18 protein-coding genes are annotated in these 19,417 nt (G+C 37.0%); all 18 read right to left on the bottom strand.

Annotated elements, in window-relative coordinates:
• Positions 1–162: 162 nt before the first annotated feature.
• On the bottom strand, positions 163–1,284 hold the full coding sequence (locus IGL31_RS04010; RefSeq protein ID WP_086299796.1) for a glycosyltransferase: 1,122 nt from the start codon (positions 1,282–1,284) through the stop codon (positions 163–165).
• 11 nt (positions 1,285–1,295) lie between these two features.
• Positions 1,296–2,408, bottom strand: coding sequence for an EpsG family protein (locus IGL31_RS04005; RefSeq protein ID WP_086299797.1), 1,113 nt, complete (start codon positions 2,406–2,408; stop codon positions 1,296–1,298).
• A 95-nt stretch (positions 2,409–2,503) separates the two neighbouring features.
• A complete protein-coding gene (locus tag IGL31_RS04000; protein ID WP_086299798.1) occupies positions 2,504–3,337 on the bottom strand; it encodes a glycosyltransferase in 834 nt (277 codons plus the stop codon).
• Positions 3,330–4,181, bottom strand: a complete 852-nt coding sequence (locus tag IGL31_RS03995; RefSeq protein WP_086299799.1) for an NAD-dependent epimerase/dehydratase family protein — start codon at positions 4,179–4,181, stop codon at positions 3,330–3,332. Before IGL31_RS03995 ends, IGL31_RS04000 begins: the two co-directional genes overlap by 8 nt.
• The gene (locus IGL31_RS03990; RefSeq protein ID WP_010724855.1) at positions 4,178–4,792 is read right to left on the bottom strand and encodes a sugar transferase; all 615 of its coding nucleotides are present in this window, start codon (positions 4,790–4,792) and stop codon (positions 4,178–4,180) included. Before IGL31_RS03990 ends, IGL31_RS03995 begins: the two co-directional genes overlap by 4 nt.
• A gap of 10 nt (positions 4,793–4,802) precedes the next feature.
• Positions 4,803–6,620, bottom strand: a complete 1,818-nt coding sequence (locus IGL31_RS03985) for a polysaccharide biosynthesis protein (RefSeq protein ID WP_086299800.1) — start codon at positions 6,618–6,620, stop codon at positions 4,803–4,805.
• A gap of 13 nt (positions 6,621–6,633) precedes the next feature.
• A complete protein-coding gene (locus tag IGL31_RS03980) occupies positions 6,634–7,398 on the bottom strand; it encodes a tyrosine-protein phosphatase (RefSeq protein ID WP_005874278.1) in 765 nt (254 codons plus the stop codon).
• 27 nt (positions 7,399–7,425) lie between these two features.
• On the bottom strand, positions 7,426–8,124 hold the full coding sequence (locus IGL31_RS03975) for a CpsD/CapB family tyrosine-protein kinase (RefSeq protein ID WP_086299801.1): 699 nt from the start codon (positions 8,122–8,124) through the stop codon (positions 7,426–7,428).
• A gap of 11 nt (positions 8,125–8,135) precedes the next feature.
• The gene (locus IGL31_RS03970) at positions 8,136–8,915 is read right to left on the bottom strand and encodes a YveK family protein (RefSeq protein WP_086299802.1); all 780 of its coding nucleotides are present in this window, start codon (positions 8,913–8,915) and stop codon (positions 8,136–8,138) included.
• Positions 8,916–8,930: 15 nt separating this feature from the next.
• Entirely contained in the window at positions 8,931–9,875 is a 945-nt protein-coding gene (locus IGL31_RS03965; RefSeq protein ID WP_086299803.1) for an LCP family protein, read from the bottom strand.
• A 45-nt stretch (positions 9,876–9,920) separates the two neighbouring features.
• Positions 9,921–10,700 (bottom strand): hypothetical protein, encoded by a 780-nt coding sequence (locus IGL31_RS03960; RefSeq protein ID WP_086299804.1) that lies wholly within the window; start codon positions 10,698–10,700, stop codon positions 9,921–9,923.
• A gap of 389 nt (positions 10,701–11,089) precedes the next feature.
• Positions 11,090–13,165: a glycine--tRNA ligase subunit beta gene (gene glyS, locus IGL31_RS03955; protein ID WP_002301247.1), complete on the bottom strand. Its 2,076-nt coding sequence runs from the start codon at positions 13,163–13,165 to the stop codon at positions 11,090–11,092.
• A gap of 1 nt (position 13,166) precedes the next feature.
• Positions 13,167–14,084, bottom strand: a complete 918-nt coding sequence (gene glyQ, locus IGL31_RS03950) for a glycine--tRNA ligase subunit alpha (RefSeq protein ID WP_002291706.1) — start codon at positions 14,082–14,084, stop codon at positions 13,167–13,169.
• A 383-nt stretch (positions 14,085–14,467) separates the two neighbouring features.
• Positions 14,468–15,280, bottom strand: a complete 813-nt coding sequence (recO, locus tag IGL31_RS03945; protein WP_086299805.1) for a DNA repair protein RecO — start codon at positions 15,278–15,280, stop codon at positions 14,468–14,470.
• Between the two features lie 142 nt (positions 15,281–15,422).
• Positions 15,423–16,322 carry a GTPase Era gene (gene era / locus IGL31_RS03940; protein WP_002288753.1) on the bottom strand — a complete coding sequence of 300 codons (900 nt, stop codon included), beginning with the start codon at positions 16,320–16,322 and terminating at the stop codon, positions 15,423–15,425.
• 14 nt (positions 16,323–16,336) lie between these two features.
• A complete protein-coding gene (locus tag IGL31_RS03935) occupies positions 16,337–16,732 on the bottom strand; it encodes a diacylglycerol kinase family protein (protein ID WP_179189376.1) in 396 nt (131 codons plus the stop codon).
• Complete coding sequence (gene ybeY / locus IGL31_RS03930; RefSeq protein ID WP_086299807.1) at positions 16,716–17,192, bottom strand: rRNA maturation RNase YbeY; 477 nt, start codon at positions 17,190–17,192, stop codon at positions 16,716–16,718. The genes IGL31_RS03935 and ybeY overlap by 17 nt, the downstream gene beginning before the upstream one ends.
• Before the next feature lie 16 nt (positions 17,193–17,208).
• Complete coding sequence (locus IGL31_RS03925) at positions 17,209–19,401, bottom strand: HD family phosphohydrolase (protein WP_002306228.1); 2,193 nt, start codon at positions 19,399–19,401, stop codon at positions 17,209–17,211.
• Between the last annotated feature and the right edge of the window lie 16 nt (positions 19,402–19,417).

Below are 19,417 nucleotides of genomic sequence, written 5' to 3'. Positions count from 1 at the left end.
TTATATGTTATCTCGATAGCTTTTAACTTCTCAGAATATGTTCCAAAAAATGTTTAAATATCCAAATATGCTTTTTTATAATATATAACAAATTTAACTTCTACATAGCACCCAAACATTCTTCAAATTTAAGACACCATATCTATAATAGTATTTTTCTAACTACGATTCATTAATAGATATATTTTGTTCTAACAAGTTTTGATAATAAAAAATTAACTCCTTCTGTTCTATCTTTATATCATAACCTAATGAAATAGCTTTATTTTCATTTCGTTTTAGTCTCGTTTTATTGCTGATCTCAATTATCTTGCGTACCCAAACATCAGTATTTCTAATAGATAAAAAGGAGGTTTTTTCATCAGTTAAATCCTTTGTAATTTTATCGCTTAATAATAAATCCAATCCATTTGCTAAGCTTTCAATAGCGACCATCGGAAACCCTTCGAATTTTGAAGGCATTAAAATTAAATCCAATGAATTCAAAAAGTCACTAATTTTATTTTCATGACTTCTTATCATCACATAATCACTCAAATTCATTTTTACAATTTTATTTTCTAATTTCTTTTGATCTGGTCCTTCACCAATTAGAAGAATCAGAAAATTTTTATAATCATTATTTATTAGTTCCCTTGCAACTTTCAACAAAAATTCTTGATTTTTTTGAGGAGTAAATCTTCCTATACATCCCATAACAAACTTATCCTCAAAATGAAGTTCTTTTCTTATACCAATTCTTTTTCCTTCATTAAAAGAAAAACGCTCTGCCTCAATAGCATTTTTTATTAACTTATACTGTCCTCCTTTAGCTAAAAAAGCACCTGATTCATTTGAGCAGCCTATAAAATTTGAAAAAAACTTTTTCCGACCAAGAAGTAGAAAAAAATTTCTTAGTGCTGATATTTTTTTATCTGAATACTTTGTTGCATGTGAGTGTCCTATGATGATTTTAAAACCGTATTTGGATGCTATTGGAGAAATTAAGAAAGCAATGTTGGGATGATGTACATGCAAAATATTATATTCTTCTATATGCTTTGAAAAAAAAGCATCTATATTTTTTATATTTTGTTTGATTTTTTTTAATGAGATAGCTGGCAAAATATGAACAGTACGTCCATGTTCGCGCATATCTTTATCAAATTTATTATTTCCTTCTGAACCGAAAAACAGAAAATCAAAAATAATGGATTCATCAAAATTCTTTTCAAAATTTCTAATTACAGTCTCTACGCCTCCAGAAGGTCTCTCTGCAGTTATGTTTAGTACTCTAGGTTTCATTGTTTATTCTCCTAATTCCAATAAAATAAATAAGGGTATACTTTATTCCATTCGGGTTTAAAAATAATAATAATTAGATAATATAGCATAAAAAAGGCAAGAAAAAGATACATATAAAAAATGATTTTTTTTGTATTTTTAATCTTCGCTAATTGATTTGGCAAATAGACAATTAGGTTGATAAGAAAAAAATCAGAAATTCTATCAAATAGATTAAACTGAAGAGATAGCAGTAAAACAACTATTCCTATTAAACCGGAATTAAAGCAAAAGTCATCTAAATTAAAAATTTTTTTATTATAATTTTCATTGGAAATGTGTAAAGAGTTAGTTTCAGTCTTTCTATTTTTTCTTTCAAGATAAAAGCTTACAGAGAAAATAAAAGTAAATAAAATTATTTTTAGTACTGAAGCAATTCTGACATTTCCATTTAAATATTCCGAATCAATGTAGTAACTATAAATTGGAAAAATTTCCAATAAAATTACTAATATTTTAATAAAAAATAAGTTAAAAAGAATCACCAAAGTTGAAAGCATCGATATTGATAAAAAGGATAATTTAATTCTTCTTTTATAAATGAAAATAAATGATATAGCGACAATAGCAGTTCTGTGAAACAGAAAAGCAGTAGCTATTCCTACGAAAAAAAGTATCATTCTTGACTTTTTTAATGCAACGATACTTAGCATAACAAAAGCAATTGATACTGAAAGACGAATAACATTCATTGACATATCAAAATATCTCAATAAAAAGAACATTGCGATAGAAAAACCCCATAGAGATGAGAACTCTTTTAAATATATATATAGGGCTATTATGACTATAAACATACACACTGCGAATAACAATATATAGTTTTTACTAACTAAATTTAGTAGTCTATTTAAAAATAAAAAACCCAGTTCATAACGTTCTTTATATCCCTCCCAAGAACCTTGACCTATTGTTTGAAATACTCGAGCATACTCCATAGAATCATTTCCGATTGATAAATGTCTAAACGATCCAAGAAACCAAAAAGGTATTAGACTAAAAAATAAAAGAATATTTGACCTTTTTTTGATAAATGAAAATGAGAGGATCGTCACATATACTAGATAAAAAAATAAAACGTTCATACACGGATTCCTTGCCTTTAAATTATTTTATTGTAATCAGAAATAGCGGCCTCCAAAAACTTCACTATTAAATGTAATATTAAATTAATATTCATTTAATTTACGCTTTTCCTTAGGTACTTATTAGATACAAATTTCAATACTTTTTTTGGAGCTATCATAAAAAACAACTGACTTATAACCACATAAGATAAATCAAAAAAATCACAATATTTTTTTTTATAATATGAATAGATTGTTGAAATATAGTTTATGCAATTCACCTTGTCTTTTCTTCTCAAATAATTATCCTCATTTGATCTAAAGTACAGTCCTATTTCATCTAAGTTTTCCGAGTAATATTCATTATTTAAAGCATTTAAAAAAAGTTCAAGATCTTCTTTCCTACGGACATCTTTATATCCACCTAATTCTAAAATTCTTGATTTCTTATACATTACAGTTGGATGATTAAATGGACTTCTTCTTCTTGAAAATTCGATTATTTCATCAAACTTCGTTGGAACCTGTCGCATACTTACGATATCTTTCGGTGTTGTATAAAATTCAGCAATCTGAGTTCCTAATATTACCAATTCCTCTTTAGAATTAAATCTATTGAGCTGGTGTTCACATCTGGTTGAAAGACTAATGTCGTCGCTATCCATTCGAGCTACTAATTCATTTTTACAATTTGCTAACCCTGCATTTAAAGCTAAACCTAATCCGATATTTTTTTCCAAACTAATTAATTTTATAAAAGAAAACTTTTTTGAATATTTATCTAAAATTAAATCTAACTCTGGTGTTAGCGGTCCATCTTTTACAATAACAAAATCATCTGTTAAAATAGACTGATTAACGATACTTTCTATGCTTTCTACTAAATATTCTGGTTTCTCTTTATAGTATACTGACATTAAAACTGAGTAAGTAGTAAACTTATTCATCTTGTCTCCCCTTATAATTTCTTTTCTCATAAACCAAATTCCCAAACGCCTTATTCGTTAATCTTCCGATTTTTCCTGGTACATATCCGAGTAAGCGTATTGCCCAATTCATATAAGAGAAAAGGTAAATTTTTTTTCCATTTTCTTGAGCAATATCTCTCACCATATGACTTGTGCGAACATATTGATCATTTTGTGGGAAAAATACACCACTGTCTTGAGCATCAATGCGTTCTTTGATAAACTCAGACAACTTATCAATATGTAGCATTGATCGTTCATTTTTTACATCAGGAAAAATAGGTAATTTATTTGCCAACTTCACCAATTGTTGATAGTTTCCCTTACTCCCCGGTCCATAGATCATTGGCGGACGTAAAATAGCGACATGGAAAGTATCGTCGTCTAATGGTTGTAAGCCAATCTCCGCTTGCAGTTTGCTGTCGCCATAGAAATTGGAAGGATTTGGTTTGGTATCTGATGTGATTACACGTTTTTTGTTGATATTTGTTTCTTCACCATAAATAATGATGGAGCTCATATAAATGAATTGGCCCTTTTTTCCTGATAGATCTTGTTTATATTTTTTTGCGGTCTCAATCGCAAGGTCTCGGTTGACCGCATAATAGAGCTGCTTTGTTTCTTCGCTTACTTTGGATACATCTGCGTGCGCGATACCTGCTACATGAAAAACCGTATCATACCCCGAAAAGTCATGTTCTCTCCACGCGTCACCTCGTACACTTAGTGTGTCGATTTGATACTCGTCTTGAAATTGTGTCATCCATTTTTTGAAGGATGTACCGATATAGCTGTTTGCACCAGTAATCAGGATCTTTTTCATTTTGCATCCTCCTTTTTCACCGAACCAGTTCCGCCTTCGACAACGCCGTCGCTTTTAAAGACGGAGATTATGGTTCCAAAAAAGCATTTTAGATCCATCCATGGCGTGATATTTGCTGTGTACTGTCCATCTAAACGTGCTTTGTAGTCGATCTCTAATTCATCTCGTCCACTGATCTGTGCGAGCCCTGTTAGTCCTGGACGGATATCATTTGCATGGTACTTGTCTCGTTCTTCAATCAAATCATATTGGTTCCATAGTGCTGGACGTGGTCCGATGACTGCCATGTCCCCTTTTAATATATTAAATAATTGCGGTAGTTCATCCAGACTTGTTTTTCTAAGGAATTTTCCTACTCGTGTAATAAAAAAGTCAGGATTTGATAACAAATGAGTTGGTGTCTCTTGAGGCGTATCTACTTTCATCGTTCGGAATTTATAGATATAAAAATGGGATTTGTTTTTTCCTACCCGTTTTTGTTTGAAGATGACTGGACCTTTTGAATCGATTTTGATAGCTATACATAGAATCAAAAGGATCGGTGACAATACGATGATACCAACTAAAGATAATAAAAAATCTATCCCTCTTTTTAAACCGTCTTTATACACTTTACTCCCCCTACTTATTCGAAGCATTTGCAAAAGTGACAATGTCTTTAGCCAATTGTTCATCGTCTTGCGGCAGGCTCTTAACAAAATCCATCACTTTTTGTATTGAGTAGCCTTTGATGTTTCCTACAAAGATTTTCTCATAAACTGCTTCATCATTTCTTTCCTTATCCAACAATAGTTCTTCATATAGTTTTTCCCCTGGACGGATACCTGTTTCAATGATTTCGATTTCGTCTTCGCTATACCCGCTCAATCGGATCATGTTTTTCGCTAGGTCTACAATCTTCACTGGTTCACTCATATCTAGAATAAAAATTTCGCCACCTTTTGCTAATGCGCCAGATTGAATAACTAAACGACTCGCTTCAGGAATCGTCATGAAGTATCGGGTCATACGAAAGTCTGTTACAGTGATTGGACCACCTTGAGCAATTTGTTCTCTGAATACTGGAATCACACTACCGCGAGAACCAAGGACATTCCCAAATCTGACAGCTGAGAATTTCGTACAGCCTTCTTCATTCAATCCAGTCACGATCATTTCAGCGATTCGTTTTGTTGAACCCATGACATTTGGAGGATTGTTAGCTTTATCTGTCGATACCATGACGAAGTTTTTCACTTTTGCTGCTTTAGCTGCTTCTGCTACATTTTTTGTACCGAAAATATTGTTTTTGACTGCTTCTTTTGGATTATATTCCATCAGTGGTACATGTTTATGAGCAGCTGCATGGTAGACGATATCTGGATGATATTGTTCCATGATCTCATTGATTTTCTCACGATCTTGGATATCTGCGATGATCGGTACGATTTCTGTAGGACAATTTTGATGATGCGTGCGTAACTCACGGTCAATCAAGTAGATCGAGTTCTCCCCATGACCTAAAAGTAATAGTTTTGCAGGGACAAATTGGATGATTTGCCGGCAGATTTCTGAACCAATTGATCCTCCTGCACCGGTGACAAGAATGACTTTGTCTGTGATCTGATCTTTGATGGATTCAATATCCAGCTTTACCTCATCTCTTCCCAGTAAATCCACTACGTCAATTGTTTTTAATTTTGATACGCTAATTTTTCCTGAAGCAAGTTCTTCTATAGAAGGCATCGTGTTGACTTTCACACGAGCGGATTCGACTAACTCGAAGATTCGTCGTAATTTTTTTCTTGATAAGGAAGGGATAGCGATCGTTACCATTTGAATGTCATATTTTTCAATCAATTCCGGAATATCTTTTAATGCACCTAATACTTTTTTTCCTGAAAGATACGTATTTCTTTTATTTGGATCATCATCTACAAACCCGACAACGTGGATATCTTGAGCCGTTTTGGATCCAAGAAAGCTGTTGTATAAAATACGCCCGCCTTCGCCAGCACCAACAATCAAGGTATTTTTAGCAGAATCTGCTGATACGTATCTCATATTTTTTGTTTCGATGTAGATACGCCAGATCAATCGGCTACCGATGATCAATAAGAGCGAAAGCAGATAAGCAAAGATAACTAACCGTAAACTGTATCGCCGATTAATGAACAGCAGTATGAGGATACTTGAGGCAGCACTTGCAGATAGTGAACTAAAAATTGCAATGATCTCTCTTAAATTTGTATAGCGATTGATCCGAGTGAAAACTTTGAATAAACTACCATAAAATAAATAAAAACCAATCGACAAACCGATAGAGATTAAAATAAGGTCCATTGGTATAGCTACAAACGGCTTCATGAATTTAGCTGCTGCAATATTTGCAGCAATTAATAACAAGCTGTCCACAAAAACCAATGTGGCAATTTTTCTTCTTCTTGTTAATATAAACACTTTTTAATTCCCCCTAAAATAAACCAAACTTCTTCTTTTTTACCTCTTCATAGATTGGATAACTGATTTCATCCCCGTTGATCAGATCCTTTGCGACTTGTTTCATCTGTACTACTTTTTCCTTACCAAAGTCCTTGGCAATCTGTTCATAGCACTCTTTTAAGTAAAAGGTGCGCTTAGAGACCCCATGGGCATCAGAAGCAGCCATCTGCACGAGATTATGTTTGACCATCGTTTTGGCTGTTTTCTGGATATCTTTGCCAAATACCCCAACATAACTTGGCGCAGTAAGTTGGGCCAAACATCCCATATCTAGGAACGGAATTAAATGATTCGGGTCTTCGCGAAAATGCGCATTACGTTCTGGATGGACGATCACTGGTGTCTTTCCTAGTTCTAACAACTCAAAAAAAAGCCGTTCTGCATATAACGGCACTTCCAGTGTCGGAAATTCGATCAGAAGATATGTATCATCTAAATCTGTAAATAAAATTTCATCTCGATGGATGTCTTCGATGAGCGTTCCGGTAATACGTACTTCTTGTCCTTCCAATAACGTCAAAGGCAATTGTCTTTTCTCTAATTCTGCTTGTAACGAAGCGACTAGAGAAATGACTTGTGATTTTTCATTGCTGTATTTTCCATTATTATGGTGTGGTGTGCATAAAATATGCGTGATGCCTTGCTGAATCGCTTTTTCAGCCATTGCAATACTTGCTTCTAAGTTTTCTGCCCCGTCATCGATTCCTGGTAGGATATGGCAATGTAGATCGATCATTTCTCTTGTCTCCTCTCTTCTTATTCCTTAATTTCCGTAGTAATAACCAGCATCTTTGCTATGTTCTGCTCCGTTGTACACAACACCTAAGACTCGTGCTTGTACCATCTCCAGCAGTTCTTTTGCTTTAGTCAAGGATTCTTTACGTGACGTATTTTCACGTACGACCAATAAAGTGCCATCCGTTTTTGAAGACATGATCTGTGCATCTGTTACGGCTACTACTGGTGGCATATCGAATATCACCACGTCAAATAACTGTCTTGCTTCGGCTAGGATCTGATCCATTCTTGGCGAGCTTAACAATTCGGATGGGTTGGGTGGCTTAGGCCCACTAGGCAAAATCGACAAGTTCTCGACTGGCGTTCGTTGGATCACATCTGCTACACTTCCTGATGAACTAAGTGCTGTACTTAATCCACTGGCATTGTTCAGCTGGAATGTCTTATAGACGACGGGTTTACGTAAATCTGCATCGACTAGTAGAACTCGTTGACCTGATTTAGCAAAAACGACTGCAATGTTTGCTGAAGTGGTGGATTTCCCTTCTCCAGGACCTGATGAAGTCACGACAATCGTTTTGATTTGCTGACCAGCTGCGGAGGCAAACTGGATATTCGTCCGGATCGTACGATATTGTTCGGCGATTGGTGAAGATGGGTTTGTTAATGTGATCAAACTGACTGCATGAGTTTGTGCTGCTTTTTGTTTCTGTGTTCGTGCCATTTTTCTTCCTCCTAGACTCTTGAGCGGCTTCTGCGTGATGGGGCTGTTTTATCGTTTGTAGCTTTTGGTCGTGCAGGAGCTGGTCCTTTTTTACGGATACCAGCGTTCAATTCTTTCGCTGACATTTCTGGAACTGTTCCTAAGATTGGGAATCCTAATGTATCCGTCACATATTTTTCATCTTTCACTGTCCGATCAAGTAATTCGAATAAGAATGCCAGACCTACGCCTACCATCATTCCTAATACTAAGCCAATCACTAGATTCAATTTATTATTTGGCGAAACAGGTGTCGTATTGGCAACTGCACCTGAAATAATCGAAATTTTATCGACATTCATCACGTCTTTTGCATTCTCTTGGAAAACTTGGGAAGTTGTGTTAGCGATCTGTTGAGCAGTCACTGCATTCGTGCTTATTGCCTGGATCGAGAACATTTGTGAGTTTTCTGACTGATTGACTGAGATAACATCTTTGATTTGTCCAGCAGTCATTTTCACATTATCTTCTGTCTCTAAACGGTCTTTGACTTCATTGAGCACTAAATCACTAACGATCATATCTTTATACGTATTGATCATTTGCAGGTTCGTATTGACATCATTGACATTTGCAGTGTCTGATTGTGGCAGCGTCACGATCAATTGTGCTTGTGAACTGTATTTGGGTGTCAAGATGAAAAATGTTACGATTCCTGAGATGGCCAAGCCAGCAAACATTGAGATGATGATTGTTGCCAAGTGTTTGCGTAATGTTTCAAAAATTTCTTTCAAGCTGATTGTCTCTTCCATTTTTTCTCCACTTTCCTATTTATTCTCTAGATTCATTTGATCTTTTAATTCTTTTTTCACACGATCAAGTTCTTGATCGCTGACTTTTTGATAGGAGATATTATCTTGCATGAAGCCTTCTCCTTGCAACTGATCTTGCTTGATCGTACCAAATGCCTCCCGATAATCTAAAGCGATTTTTTTCATTTCATCAAAGCTCATGTCTGTTTTCATATTCGACTCTAGGGCATTCAAAACGGATTGATAGTTGCTGACACCGTTTAGACTCAATACTTTTTTTGCTACGCCTTCTACGATCTTTCTTTGACGCTCTTGTCTACCATAGTCACCGTTTGGATCTTCATAACGCATACGAGAATAAGATAATGCCTGATCCCCGTTCAATGTGATTTTACCGATTGTAAAGTCATAGCCATCTTGTGAGAAAGTGAGGTCATTATTGACTTCGATACCACCAACTGCATCAACGAGTTCCTTTAGCCCTTTCATATTGATAGAGACATAGTGATCGATTGGGATGTCTACATATTTTTGTACGGTATCCATCGCCATGGCAGCTCCGCCGAATGCGTAAGCGTGGTTGATCTTGTCTTTTGTGTCACGACCTACGATGTCGACATACGTATCTCGAGGAATGCTGACGATCGTTGTCTGTTTGTCTTCAGGACTGACTGTGGCAACCATCATCGTATCTGATCTTCCTTGATCGACCCGACCTAAATCTCCAGTATCAATCCCCATCAATAGAACAGAGAAAGATTCTTGTTTGTCCAGATCAACTGGTTTCGTTCGTTCTCCTTGGGTTCGTTCCACTGATTCGTAAGTTTTCTCAATAGAATGTGAGAGATCCAGATATAATTTTGCTCCTACTCCTACAATTGCTAATACTAATACGATAAGAACTGCTAAAATAATCAGAAATATTTTTTTCCCTCTTGATTTTCTTCTTCGACTTGCCATAGTTTCCTCCGTTTGCTAACCTTGCTTGAATCAACGTTTTAACTGTCAATAGCTTATATTGCTATAGCCCATTTGCTGAGCAACAGTTTGTGCTTTTGTTGCGTATGCTGCGCGTATTTTTTCATTCCGGATCTGCTCTATTTGACTGAGCACCGTCAAATATTGATCGTAAGTAGCGGTGGCAGTCACTTGACCATCCTTCAACATCGTATCGAATAACTGATCTAGTTGCGTGACTTGCGCGATCTGAGTATCAGCGAATCCTAGATATTGCATAACAACCGTTTTCCAAGGACTATCTTTAAAAAAGCTCATATTTTCACGTACACGAGCGACATCTGCACTTGTCACCTTTTCTTTGATGACGACATCGTCTACAGCTTGCTGCCAGTTTGATACATTTTTAGTAAATAAATCGTTGACAGCTGTCTGGATCTTCAGTTTTGATTCTGCACTATCTAACTGTGTCACGATTGCTTTCTTCTCATCTTGGATTGCAACAGCTTCTTTAGGCAATTCTGATTCTTTGATGTCGTAATCATCTGCTGAAAGTTTGACAGAGGATAGCTTATGGGACAAACTTGTAATTGTTTCTTCTGTTATTTCAGGGTTTAGAAAAATTTTTTCTTTTGTACTATACAGCTTGTCTACTTCTTTCGATAAAGAAGTCAAGGTGTCTTTTTGATTGGTGATGGCAGATTCTGCATAATTGATCCGTTGCTGATGTTGCCGCTGATTATTGATATGGTAACCAAACAAACAGATCGCAATAGCACCTGCACCTACCGCCACAGCAGTCAATGACTTGACGAATGGCTTTTCCATAGATTCACTCCTAAGTATTGATGATAGATAAATTAAGATATAATTCACTTACATAAAAATGACAGCTTTTTATTTTAAAAACATAATTAAACTAATATATTCACAGAAATATTTGTAAACAAGTTTTCCCTATATAATCATACCACAAACTGTTTTCTTGACTAGGGCAATTTACGATTTAAAAATAAATAAAACATTAATAAGATAACAATTAATCGATTTCATTTTTATTTCCTTAATTTTCATAGGTGTTTTTAAAAGTTACACAAAAAATAAAATAACAAAAAAAATTAACATTGAATTAATAATAGTTATTTATATTTATAACAAATAAACCAGAGAAATAGCCTATTTTGTGCCTGTTCTCTGGTTTATTTACATATTAGAAATTATTTTGTGATGATTTGATCTAAACTTGCTAGTGACAAAGCCATGGCAGCAATTTGACTTAATTGCGTTAATCGGTTCTTACGTACTGCTGGTTCTTCTGCCATGACCATCGTCTGATCAAAATAATTTTCGATCAGTGGGCGAAGGCTTACAAGCTGATCATAATTTTCGTTGATCGTTTGGTCAGCAAAGCTTGTTTTCATTGCCTCTACTGCTTTGTGCAGTTCTTTCTCCGCTTCGTTTTCGAACAGTTCAGGGTCTACTTCTGATTGTTTTTCAAGCTCCGCTTTTTTCGCTAAGTTCACGACACGTGTCAAAGCTTCCATCGATGGTTTGAAGTCTTCATCTGCAAGATGCTGCTTGAACAATTGTGCTGCTGCAAATACTTTTGTCAGATCTTTTTGTTCTGCGTTCAAAACAGCTTCGATGACATCATGACGAATATTCTTAGTTGTCAATAATTGGCGCAGACGGCCTTTGATAAAGTCGATCACCTGTTGTTGTCCCGCTGACAAGCCAATGCCAAAACGATCCGTATCTTTACTGATAACTTCACTAATCGTTTCTTGCAGAACAGACAAAGGAAAGGCCCATTTTTTCGATTCGATGATTCGAACGACACCATATGCTTGACGGCGCAAAGCATATGGATCGTTTGAGCCACTTGGGATCATCCCAACTGCAAAGAAAGAAAAGATACTATCTAATTTATCAGCAATCGCTAAAACAGAACCTACTGTAGTCTCAGGTAGATCTCCTTCACTGGATATAGGCATGTAATGTTCACGGATCGCTGTTGCTACGGCTGGTTTCTCGCCTTTAAGCAGAGCATATTTTTCTCCCATGATCCCTTGTAGTTCAGGGAATTCTCCTACCATGTTGGTTACTAGATCAAATTTATAGATTTCAGCAGCGCGTTGCAGATCCATCAATTCTTCCTCAGATAGTCCTACTTGTTCGCCTATAATGCGGGCGATGACTTGTACCCGTTGCATTTTCTCGTAGATGCTACCGATTTTTTCATGGAAAGTAACAGTTTTTAATTTTTCAACGTATTGGTCGATTGAAGCTTTCTTGTCTTCATTATAAAAGAATTCCGCATCTTCTAAACGAGCAGTCAATACTTTTTGATTGCCTCGTACCACATTTTCCAATTTTACCCGATCGCCATTACGAGCAGAAATAAAATGAGGAAGCAACATACCTTGATCGTTCCGTACTTCGAAATAACGTTGATGTTCTTTCATAGAAGTGACTAGTACTTCTTCAGGAACAGATAGATATTTTTCTTCGAAGTCGCCAGAAAAGACAGTTGGATATTCGACTAGATTGTTGACTTCTTCTAGTAAATCTTCATCTAGATCAATGATCCAGTGATTTTTTTCTGCTAATTCGTTTGCTTGTGTGATGATCATTTCTTTTCTTTTTTGCGGTGAAGCAATAACAAATTGTTCATTTAATTTTTCTTCGTATTCTTTTGCATGCGTAAATGTCACATCTTCGCCTAAGAAACGATGACCTCTTGAAGCTCTGTCTGTTTTGACATCCAAGATCTCAAACGGGATTATTTCGTCATCTAACAATGCCACGATCCAGTGAATAGGGCGAATATATTCAAAATCGTATTCTGCCCAGTGCATCGTTACTGGGAAAGTGAGGCTTTTAATGACATCTGCTAAACCTGTCAATACTTCTTTTGCTTCTTTGCCGTGAGTGTATTTCGTTACATAGACATATTCCACGCCTTTTAATTCTCTAAAAGTGATAGCATCTGTCGTCAGACCTTGTCCGCGGACAAATCCTTCAGCTGCTTTCGTCCAGTTTCCATCTGCGTCCAAAGCAATTTTTTTGGCTGGTCCTTTGACTTCTTCTTCGCTGTCTGCTTGACGTTCTGGAATGTTTGTTACTTTGATTGCTAAGCGGCGCGGTGTAGAAAACGTTTCGATCGTATCATAAGTCAATTGGTTTTCATCTAAAAATTTTGCTGTTTTTTCTTCTAATTGTTTCATGCTTGGTGTGACTACATGAGCAGGCATTTCTTCCAGCCCGATTTCAAGTAATAAGTCTTTTGCCATCTTATTCAGCCTCCTTCACGTTTTCTGGATTTGCTGTGTTTTTATTCAATAAAGGGAATCCTAATTTTTCGCGTTCTGCCACAAAGATTTTGGCTACAGCACGAGCCATGTTGCGGATGCGGGAAAGATAACCTGCACGCTCTGTTACGGATACTGCACCGCGAGCATCTAATAAATTGAATGTATGGCTACATTTCAAAATATAATCATACGCTGGATGAACAAGATTTTCATCGATACAGCGTTTAGCTTCTTTTTCAAAACGGTCAAAGTTACTTAGTAGCAAGTCTTGGTCGCTTACTTCAAAAGAATATTTGGAATGTTCATATTCTGGTTGTTTGAAGATCTCGCCATATTTCACGCCATCAGCCCATTCCAAGTCATAGACACTTTCAACTTCTTGAATATATGAAGCAAGACGTTCTAGTCCATAAGTGATCTCAGAAGTAACTGGTTTACAAGGTAGTCCTCCGACTTGCTGGAAGTACGTGAATTGTGTGATCTCCATCCCATCAAGCCATACTTCCCAGCCCACACCGGCACAACCCATCGATGGGTTCTCCCAGTTGTCTTCAACAAAACGAATATCGTGTTCTAATGGATCAATTCCTAAAAGACGCAAGCTTTCTAAATAAAGCTCTTGGATATTTTCAGGTGAAGGTTTCATTACGACTTGAAATTGATGATGCTGATACAAACGGTTTGGGTTTTCTCCATAACGCCCGTCAGCTGGTCGGCGGGATGGCTCTACATAAGCAGCATTCCATGGTTCCGGTCCGATTGCCCGTAAGAATGTATATGGGCTCATCGTACCTGCTCCTTTTTCTGTATCATAAGCTTGCATCAGCATGCAGCCGTTTGATGACCAAAATTTTTGTAATGTTAAAATCATATCTTGGACGGTCAATTTTTTACTCATCTGTTTTGCCCCTTTCAATTTTTAAGCGTTGCTGTCAATAAGAATACAGGAAAGAAAACGACAAAAAGTCCCTATGTCTGATTACAGACATAGGGACGAATAATTTCGCGGTTCCACCCTACTTCCGAATAAAGATTCGGCAGCTTCATTTATCGTACTCGCAAGTGCCTCTTCAAAAATCGTTTGGGTCCGGCTTCCACTCTCCCGAACTCGCTAAACCACGTGTTTTTTACTGATCTTGGTCAATGTACGTATTCATTTTGCAGTTTTCTTGTTTCTATAATAGATCCTCTCAGTGAACGATCTATTTAATCTACGGTTAATAATAGACGGAAGTCCCTGTATTTGTCAAATAGTTTTGATTTTTTTGTTGTATCTTTCATTTATTCTTCTTTTTCAGGTATCTCTTTTTCAGGCATATTTTTCTCTGGCGTCTTTAATACGTGTGCCCAAGACTTCATTTGATCAATGAACTTTTTGCTTTTTAGATGAATACCGACATATTCATCATACAACTGGTCAATGAGGTCACGGATTGCCTGCTTCGTTTCTTCTTTCAAGTGGATTCCACTGATCTTATCATAAGAAATAGCCGAAAACATTCGAACGAAATAAACAGCGCGAGGATCTGCATGATAACGGTGTTCGCCCATTGGCCAGTGTTTCTCGCATATCACACCGCCATATTTGGAAGAATAGTCAAATTTTCCTTTTGTTTCCCCGCATACGACACAGTGCGTCCAAATTGGCGCGATTCCGAAGCGTTGCAGTATTTGAACTTCAAAGATATTCGTGATGATTTCTGCATCATCTCCTTGATCCATCCGCTGCAGAGCTTGTTGCGTAAATTGGAATAAATGCGGGTCATATTGATGATCTTCGATTGCTGCATCTACTAGATTTAGCAAATACGTACCATAACCGCTCAAAAAGATATCTTCTTGGATGTTCCGAAACGCATGGACGTCTTTGACACTGCTTAAAAACGACAAACCTTCACTTCGAAAATTACCGATATAGACTGCTTCGGTAAAGGGGAGCAAAGCCGGAGCTAATGGCTGATTTTGCCGATGGATTCCTTTGATATAAAACATCATTTTGCCAGAAGATTCCGTAAAGATTTTGACTAATTTATCTTTTTCTTTGTAATTACGGCTAGATAAAATCAAGCCTTTCGATTCTGCAAGCTGGCTCATATTCTCCCTCCTAAAAAATAAATCTGGAAAAGCAGATTCTGCCGATCCAGATTATTTATGTTTCGATCTTCCGCCGTTTTTCTCAACGTGCGGATTTTTATCCAGTTTATTTCTATACTTAACCTATAAGAAGTTCAGAATATCAGTATTCATCTTTTCGGTAGCCGAAGTCTTGCAGATAGACTTTTTTGTCTCGCCAGTCTTTTTGGACTTTGACCCAAAGTTCTAGAAATACTTTGTCTCCTAAAAGATTTTCGATATCCTTTCTTGCTTTCGTTCCTACTTGCTTCAGCATTTTTCCGCCTTTGCCGATAATGATTCCTTTTTGGCTATCTCTTTCGACGATGATCGTGGCCTGGATATGGATTTTATCATTCTCGTTTCGCTTCATCGAATCAACAACGACTGCGACAGAATGAGGCACTTCGTCTCGTGTTAAAAACAAGACTTTCTCACGGATCAATTCAGAAACGATGAAGTATTCAGGATGATCAGTCACTTGATCATCTGGAAAATATTGTGGGCCCTCTGGCATTTCACTGACTAATACATCCATTAAGCGTTCGACATTGTTTCCTTCTGTAGCAGAGATCGGAATCACTTGTGCAAAAGGCATCTGCGTTGAATAATCTTCGATGATTCCCAGCAACTCGTCTGGATGGATCTTATCGATTTTATTGATAATCAGATAAACAGGAGAATGCACGTTTTTTAGACGTTCAATAATAAAATCGTCTCCCCGACCGCGTTTTTGATCAGCACTGATCATAAATAAGACTGCATCCACTTCTTTCAACGCACTGTAAGCTGCTTCTACCATAAAATCTCCTAGACGATGCTTTGGTTTATGGATTCCTGGTGTATCGATAAAAATCAGCTGAGCTTCTGGTGTAGTATATACTCCTTGGATTTTATTTCTAGTTGTCTGTGCCTTGTCACTCATAATGGCAATTTTTTGACCCACGATTCGGTTCAATAATGTGGATTTTCCTACATTCGGGCGGCCGACGATTGCGACAAACCCTGATTTATGTTCTGGCATATACGTTCTCCTTTTTAATTAAACAACAAATGATATATTTTAGGGACAAATAAAATCAACCCAATGATGACAGCAAAACAAGCGGTCACTAAAACTGCTCCAGCTGCCATATCTTTGATTTTTTTCCCAATCGGATGAAAATGAAAATCCGTAAACATGTCCACTACATTTTCAAAAACAGTATTGATGATCTCTACTATCCAAACGAGAAAAACAGCTAAAAGCAGCCATAACCACTCTATCCGATCAAACTGGAAAATCACGCCCATAAATAAAGCAAGGATACCGAACGCAACATGTTTCCTCATATTGCGTTCTTCCTCAAAAACGGTTTTGACTCCTTGGACAGCAAATTCCACAGACATCAGGAAATGTTTGTTTTTCTCTACGTTTTTATCTTTTGAGTCCATAGGCATCCAAGATCTCTTTCTGTAAACCAAACATTTCTTTCTCATCTTCTGGTGTCATATGGTCATACCCGTTGATATGCAAGAATCCATGTACCGCTAAAAAGCCAAGTTCCCGATCATATGAATGGCCGTAAGCTTCTGCTTGTTCAGCAGCACGTTCAATAGAGATCATGATGTCTCCTAGTACACGAGGCAATGGATTCTCTCCATCTTCAAAAATCACTGGGATTTCGTCTTCGCCTTCTTCTTCCAGAGCAAAACTGATGACGTCTGTCGGTGCATCTTTTCCACGGTAATCACGATTGATTACTTGGATTGCTGCATTGTCCATGAAAGTAACAGACATTTCTGTTTCCTCTGGTATCTTTAAATAAGATGCTGCAAATTGCAGCAAGTCATCGATTTCTTTCATTTTCTCTTCTGAGACTTGGTTTGTTTCATCCATAAAGGTAATATCCATTATACATCGCTTCTTTCTATTCTTCTTGTTCTTCCTTTATCTTCTCAACTTCTGTTTTCATTTTAGGATATTTGATCCGAGAATGGAAGGTGCTACTTAAACCGCTGATCAATGATTTTTCCACTTTTCGGATTTCTTTCAAGGTCAGTCCACTATCGTCTAATTGACCATCGGAAATACGCTCTTCGATAAGATTATGGACAAAACTTTCGATTTTTTCGCTCGTCGGATGATCCATTGCCCGTACTGCAGCCTCACAACTGTCAGCAATATTGACGATCCCTGCTTCGCGACTTTGCGGTTTTGGTCCAGGATAACGGAATTGCTCTTCTGTTACTTCCGGATTGCGTTCTTTCGCTTTGATGTAGAAATAACGCATTAGCGTGGTTCCATGATGCTGTCTGCAAATATCGATCACCATTTGCGGCATATTATAATCTTCCAATATTTTGGCTCCATCTGTCACATGTCCAAAGATAATATGTTTACTGTCTTCTGGCAATAAGAAATTGTGCGGGTTTTCCGCTCCTGAAGGCAAGTTCTCAACGAAAAAGCTAGCATGTTTGATCTTGCCGATATCATGATAATAGCAAGCTACTCGAGTTAGCAAAGAACGTCCGCCGATTTCTGCTACAGCGTTAGCACTTAGATTAGCTACCATCATACTATGATGATAAGTACCTGGCGCTTCTTCCAGCAACTGTTTCAATAAAGGATGATTTGGATTGCTGAGTTCATTTAATACAATTACACTGTCATCATTGACCATTAATTCAATATATGGGTGTAGACCGATCGTCAGCAAGAATGAGAAGAGTGCACCAGTGAACCCGCAGACAAGCATTAACCAAGTCGTTGCATCACCAAAGCTCATTCCTTGATAGACGATCAAAATGACATCCATCATCACAGGAAAAATAATGACCCACATGGCAGCAGATAATCCTTGTTCTGAGATCCGTTTACGTCTGACAATCGTTGCCATGAGCCCAGAGAAAACATAAGACATCAAGATAATCGTTAGAAAGTTCGTGCCAATCGAATCATAAAAAATGAAAAGTGCAGATACTGCTTGGAAAATACCAGCCATGATCCCTGCTCTTCGATTCAAGAAAAAGCTTAAAACAAGTGGTGCAAAAGCAGCGGGATAAAACAGCGGGATATAAGTAGCTTGTTCCGTTTGGAATAATTGGAAAAATTTCATCAGCACTATGCTGACTGACATAGCTGTCACATAGAAAAGCACGTATTTTGTTCTTTCTCCTGCATTTTGGAATTGAAGTGAATTATAAATCAGTACGCCGATTTGAAGCAAAACAGCTAAAACCATGGCAATTAGCGGAAAAATCGAAGTTGTTTGATTAGTCAGTCCTAGTAATTCCAATTTTTTCATAGCTGAAGCATCGATTTGATTACCTTCACGAACAATGATTTCTCCTTGGAAGATCATCACTGGTTGTACAGCTTCTCGTGCGGATTGTTTCAATTCTTCTGTCTTTTTCTCATTCAATACGTCATTCACTACGATACCTTGATCCACTAAGTAGCGAATCATTTGTTGTTGTGCTGGTGTGACATTCAAATATTGGATTTGCTCTTCTGCTTCTTGTTTAAAAGCTTCCAATTCACTTTCACGAACTTGTTTGCTCATCTGTTCGTCAATGAGCTTCAGACTCTCATCCCTCACAGTATGGATCTCAGTTTCAGTCATTTCAAATATCGTCGAATAAAAATTGTTCGGTAGTTTTTGATAAAACGCAACATTTTCTGCATTCACATTTTCAAAATTTTTCTTCAACGCGGCGATCCGCTCTTCTGTAGTAGGCTTTGGGATATTTTCATCTTCCTTTGCCTTATCAATCTTTTCGTCATAAGATTTGTTGATGGCATCATTCGTCTTATCGATCAATTCAAATAGTTGCTTGATCCGATTGTTCTGGTCATCTGCAAGATCTTTTTGGTAAGTGTATTCTGGAGTGACTGCTTCTGCTGCCAGTTTTCTTTTTTGTTCGGTTTCTTCCGTGTTCTCGATCGTTTTGTTCGCACGGATACTTTCTTCTGCTACTTGGCCTTCTCTGAAATCATTGGCCTTTTGTTTGACACTACTAAATGTAACGCCGCAGATAATGATAAAAAACAAGAACAGCAGGAAAGGCAATGCTGCCTTTCCAAGTTTTTCTTGTAGTTTCTGCAGTGTTTTATTCAACATGTGCTTATCCTCCTAA

The organism is Enterococcus sp. MSG3290 (genome assembly GCF_050555565.1).
Classification (GTDB): domain Bacteria; phylum Bacillota; class Bacilli; order Lactobacillales; family Enterococcaceae; genus Enterococcus_B; species Enterococcus_B faecium.
The sequence above is the reverse complement of the archived record's forward strand: the minus strand, read 5'-3'. Positions and strand labels throughout refer to the sequence as shown.

Excerpts from the sequence above, each read along its gene's own strand:
- IGL31_RS04010 (WP_086299796.1), bottom strand. The coding sequence starts at position 1,284 with ATGAAACCTAGAGTACTAAACATAACTGCAGAGAGACCTTCTGGAGGC.
- IGL31_RS04005 (WP_086299797.1), bottom strand. The coding sequence starts at position 2,408 with ATGAACGTTTTATTTTTTTATCTAGTATATGTGACGATCCTCTCATTT.
- IGL31_RS04000 (WP_086299798.1), bottom strand. The coding sequence starts at position 3,337 with ATGAATAAGTTTACTACTTACTCAGTTTTAATGTCAGTATACTATAAA.
- IGL31_RS03995 (WP_086299799.1), bottom strand. The coding sequence starts at position 4,181 with ATGAAAAAGATCCTGATTACTGGTGCAAACAGCTATATCGGTACATCC.
- IGL31_RS03980 (WP_005874278.1), bottom strand. The coding sequence starts at position 7,398 with ATGATCGATCTACATTGCCATATCCTACCAGGAATCGATGACGGGGCA.
- IGL31_RS03975 (WP_086299801.1), bottom strand. The coding sequence starts at position 8,124 with ATGGCACGAACACAGAAACAAAAAGCAGCACAAACTCATGCAGTCAGT.
- IGL31_RS03970 (WP_086299802.1), bottom strand. The coding sequence starts at position 8,915 with ATGGAAGAGACAATCAGCTTGAAAGAAATTTTTGAAACATTACGCAAA.
- IGL31_RS03965 (WP_086299803.1), bottom strand. The coding sequence starts at position 9,875 with ATGGCAAGTCGAAGAAGAAAATCAAGAGGGAAAAAAATATTTCTGATT.
- IGL31_RS03960 (WP_086299804.1), bottom strand. The coding sequence starts at position 10,700 with ATGGAAAAGCCATTCGTCAAGTCATTGACTGCTGTGGCGGTAGGTGCA.
- glyS (WP_002301247.1), bottom strand. The coding sequence starts at position 13,165 with ATGGCAAAAGACTTATTACTTGAAATCGGGCTGGAAGAAATGCCTGCT.
- glyQ (WP_002291706.1), bottom strand. The coding sequence starts at position 14,084 with ATGAGTAAAAAATTGACCGTCCAAGATATGATTTTAACATTACAAAAA.
- recO (WP_086299805.1), bottom strand. The coding sequence starts at position 15,280 with ATGAGCCAGCTTGCAGAATCGAAAGGCTTGATTTTATCTAGCCGTAAT.
- era (WP_002288753.1), bottom strand. The coding sequence starts at position 16,322 with ATGCCAGAACATAAATCAGGGTTTGTCGCAATCGTCGGCCGCCCGAAT.
- IGL31_RS03935 (WP_179189376.1), bottom strand. The coding sequence starts at position 16,732 with ATGGACTCAAAAGATAAAAACGTAGAGAAAAACAAACATTTCCTGATG.
- ybeY (WP_086299807.1), bottom strand. The coding sequence starts at position 17,192 with ATGGATATTACCTTTATGGATGAAACAAACCAAGTCTCAGAAGAGAAA.
- IGL31_RS03925 (WP_002306228.1), bottom strand. The coding sequence starts at position 19,401 with ATGTTGAATAAAACACTGCAGAAACTACAAGAAAAACTTGGAAAGGCA.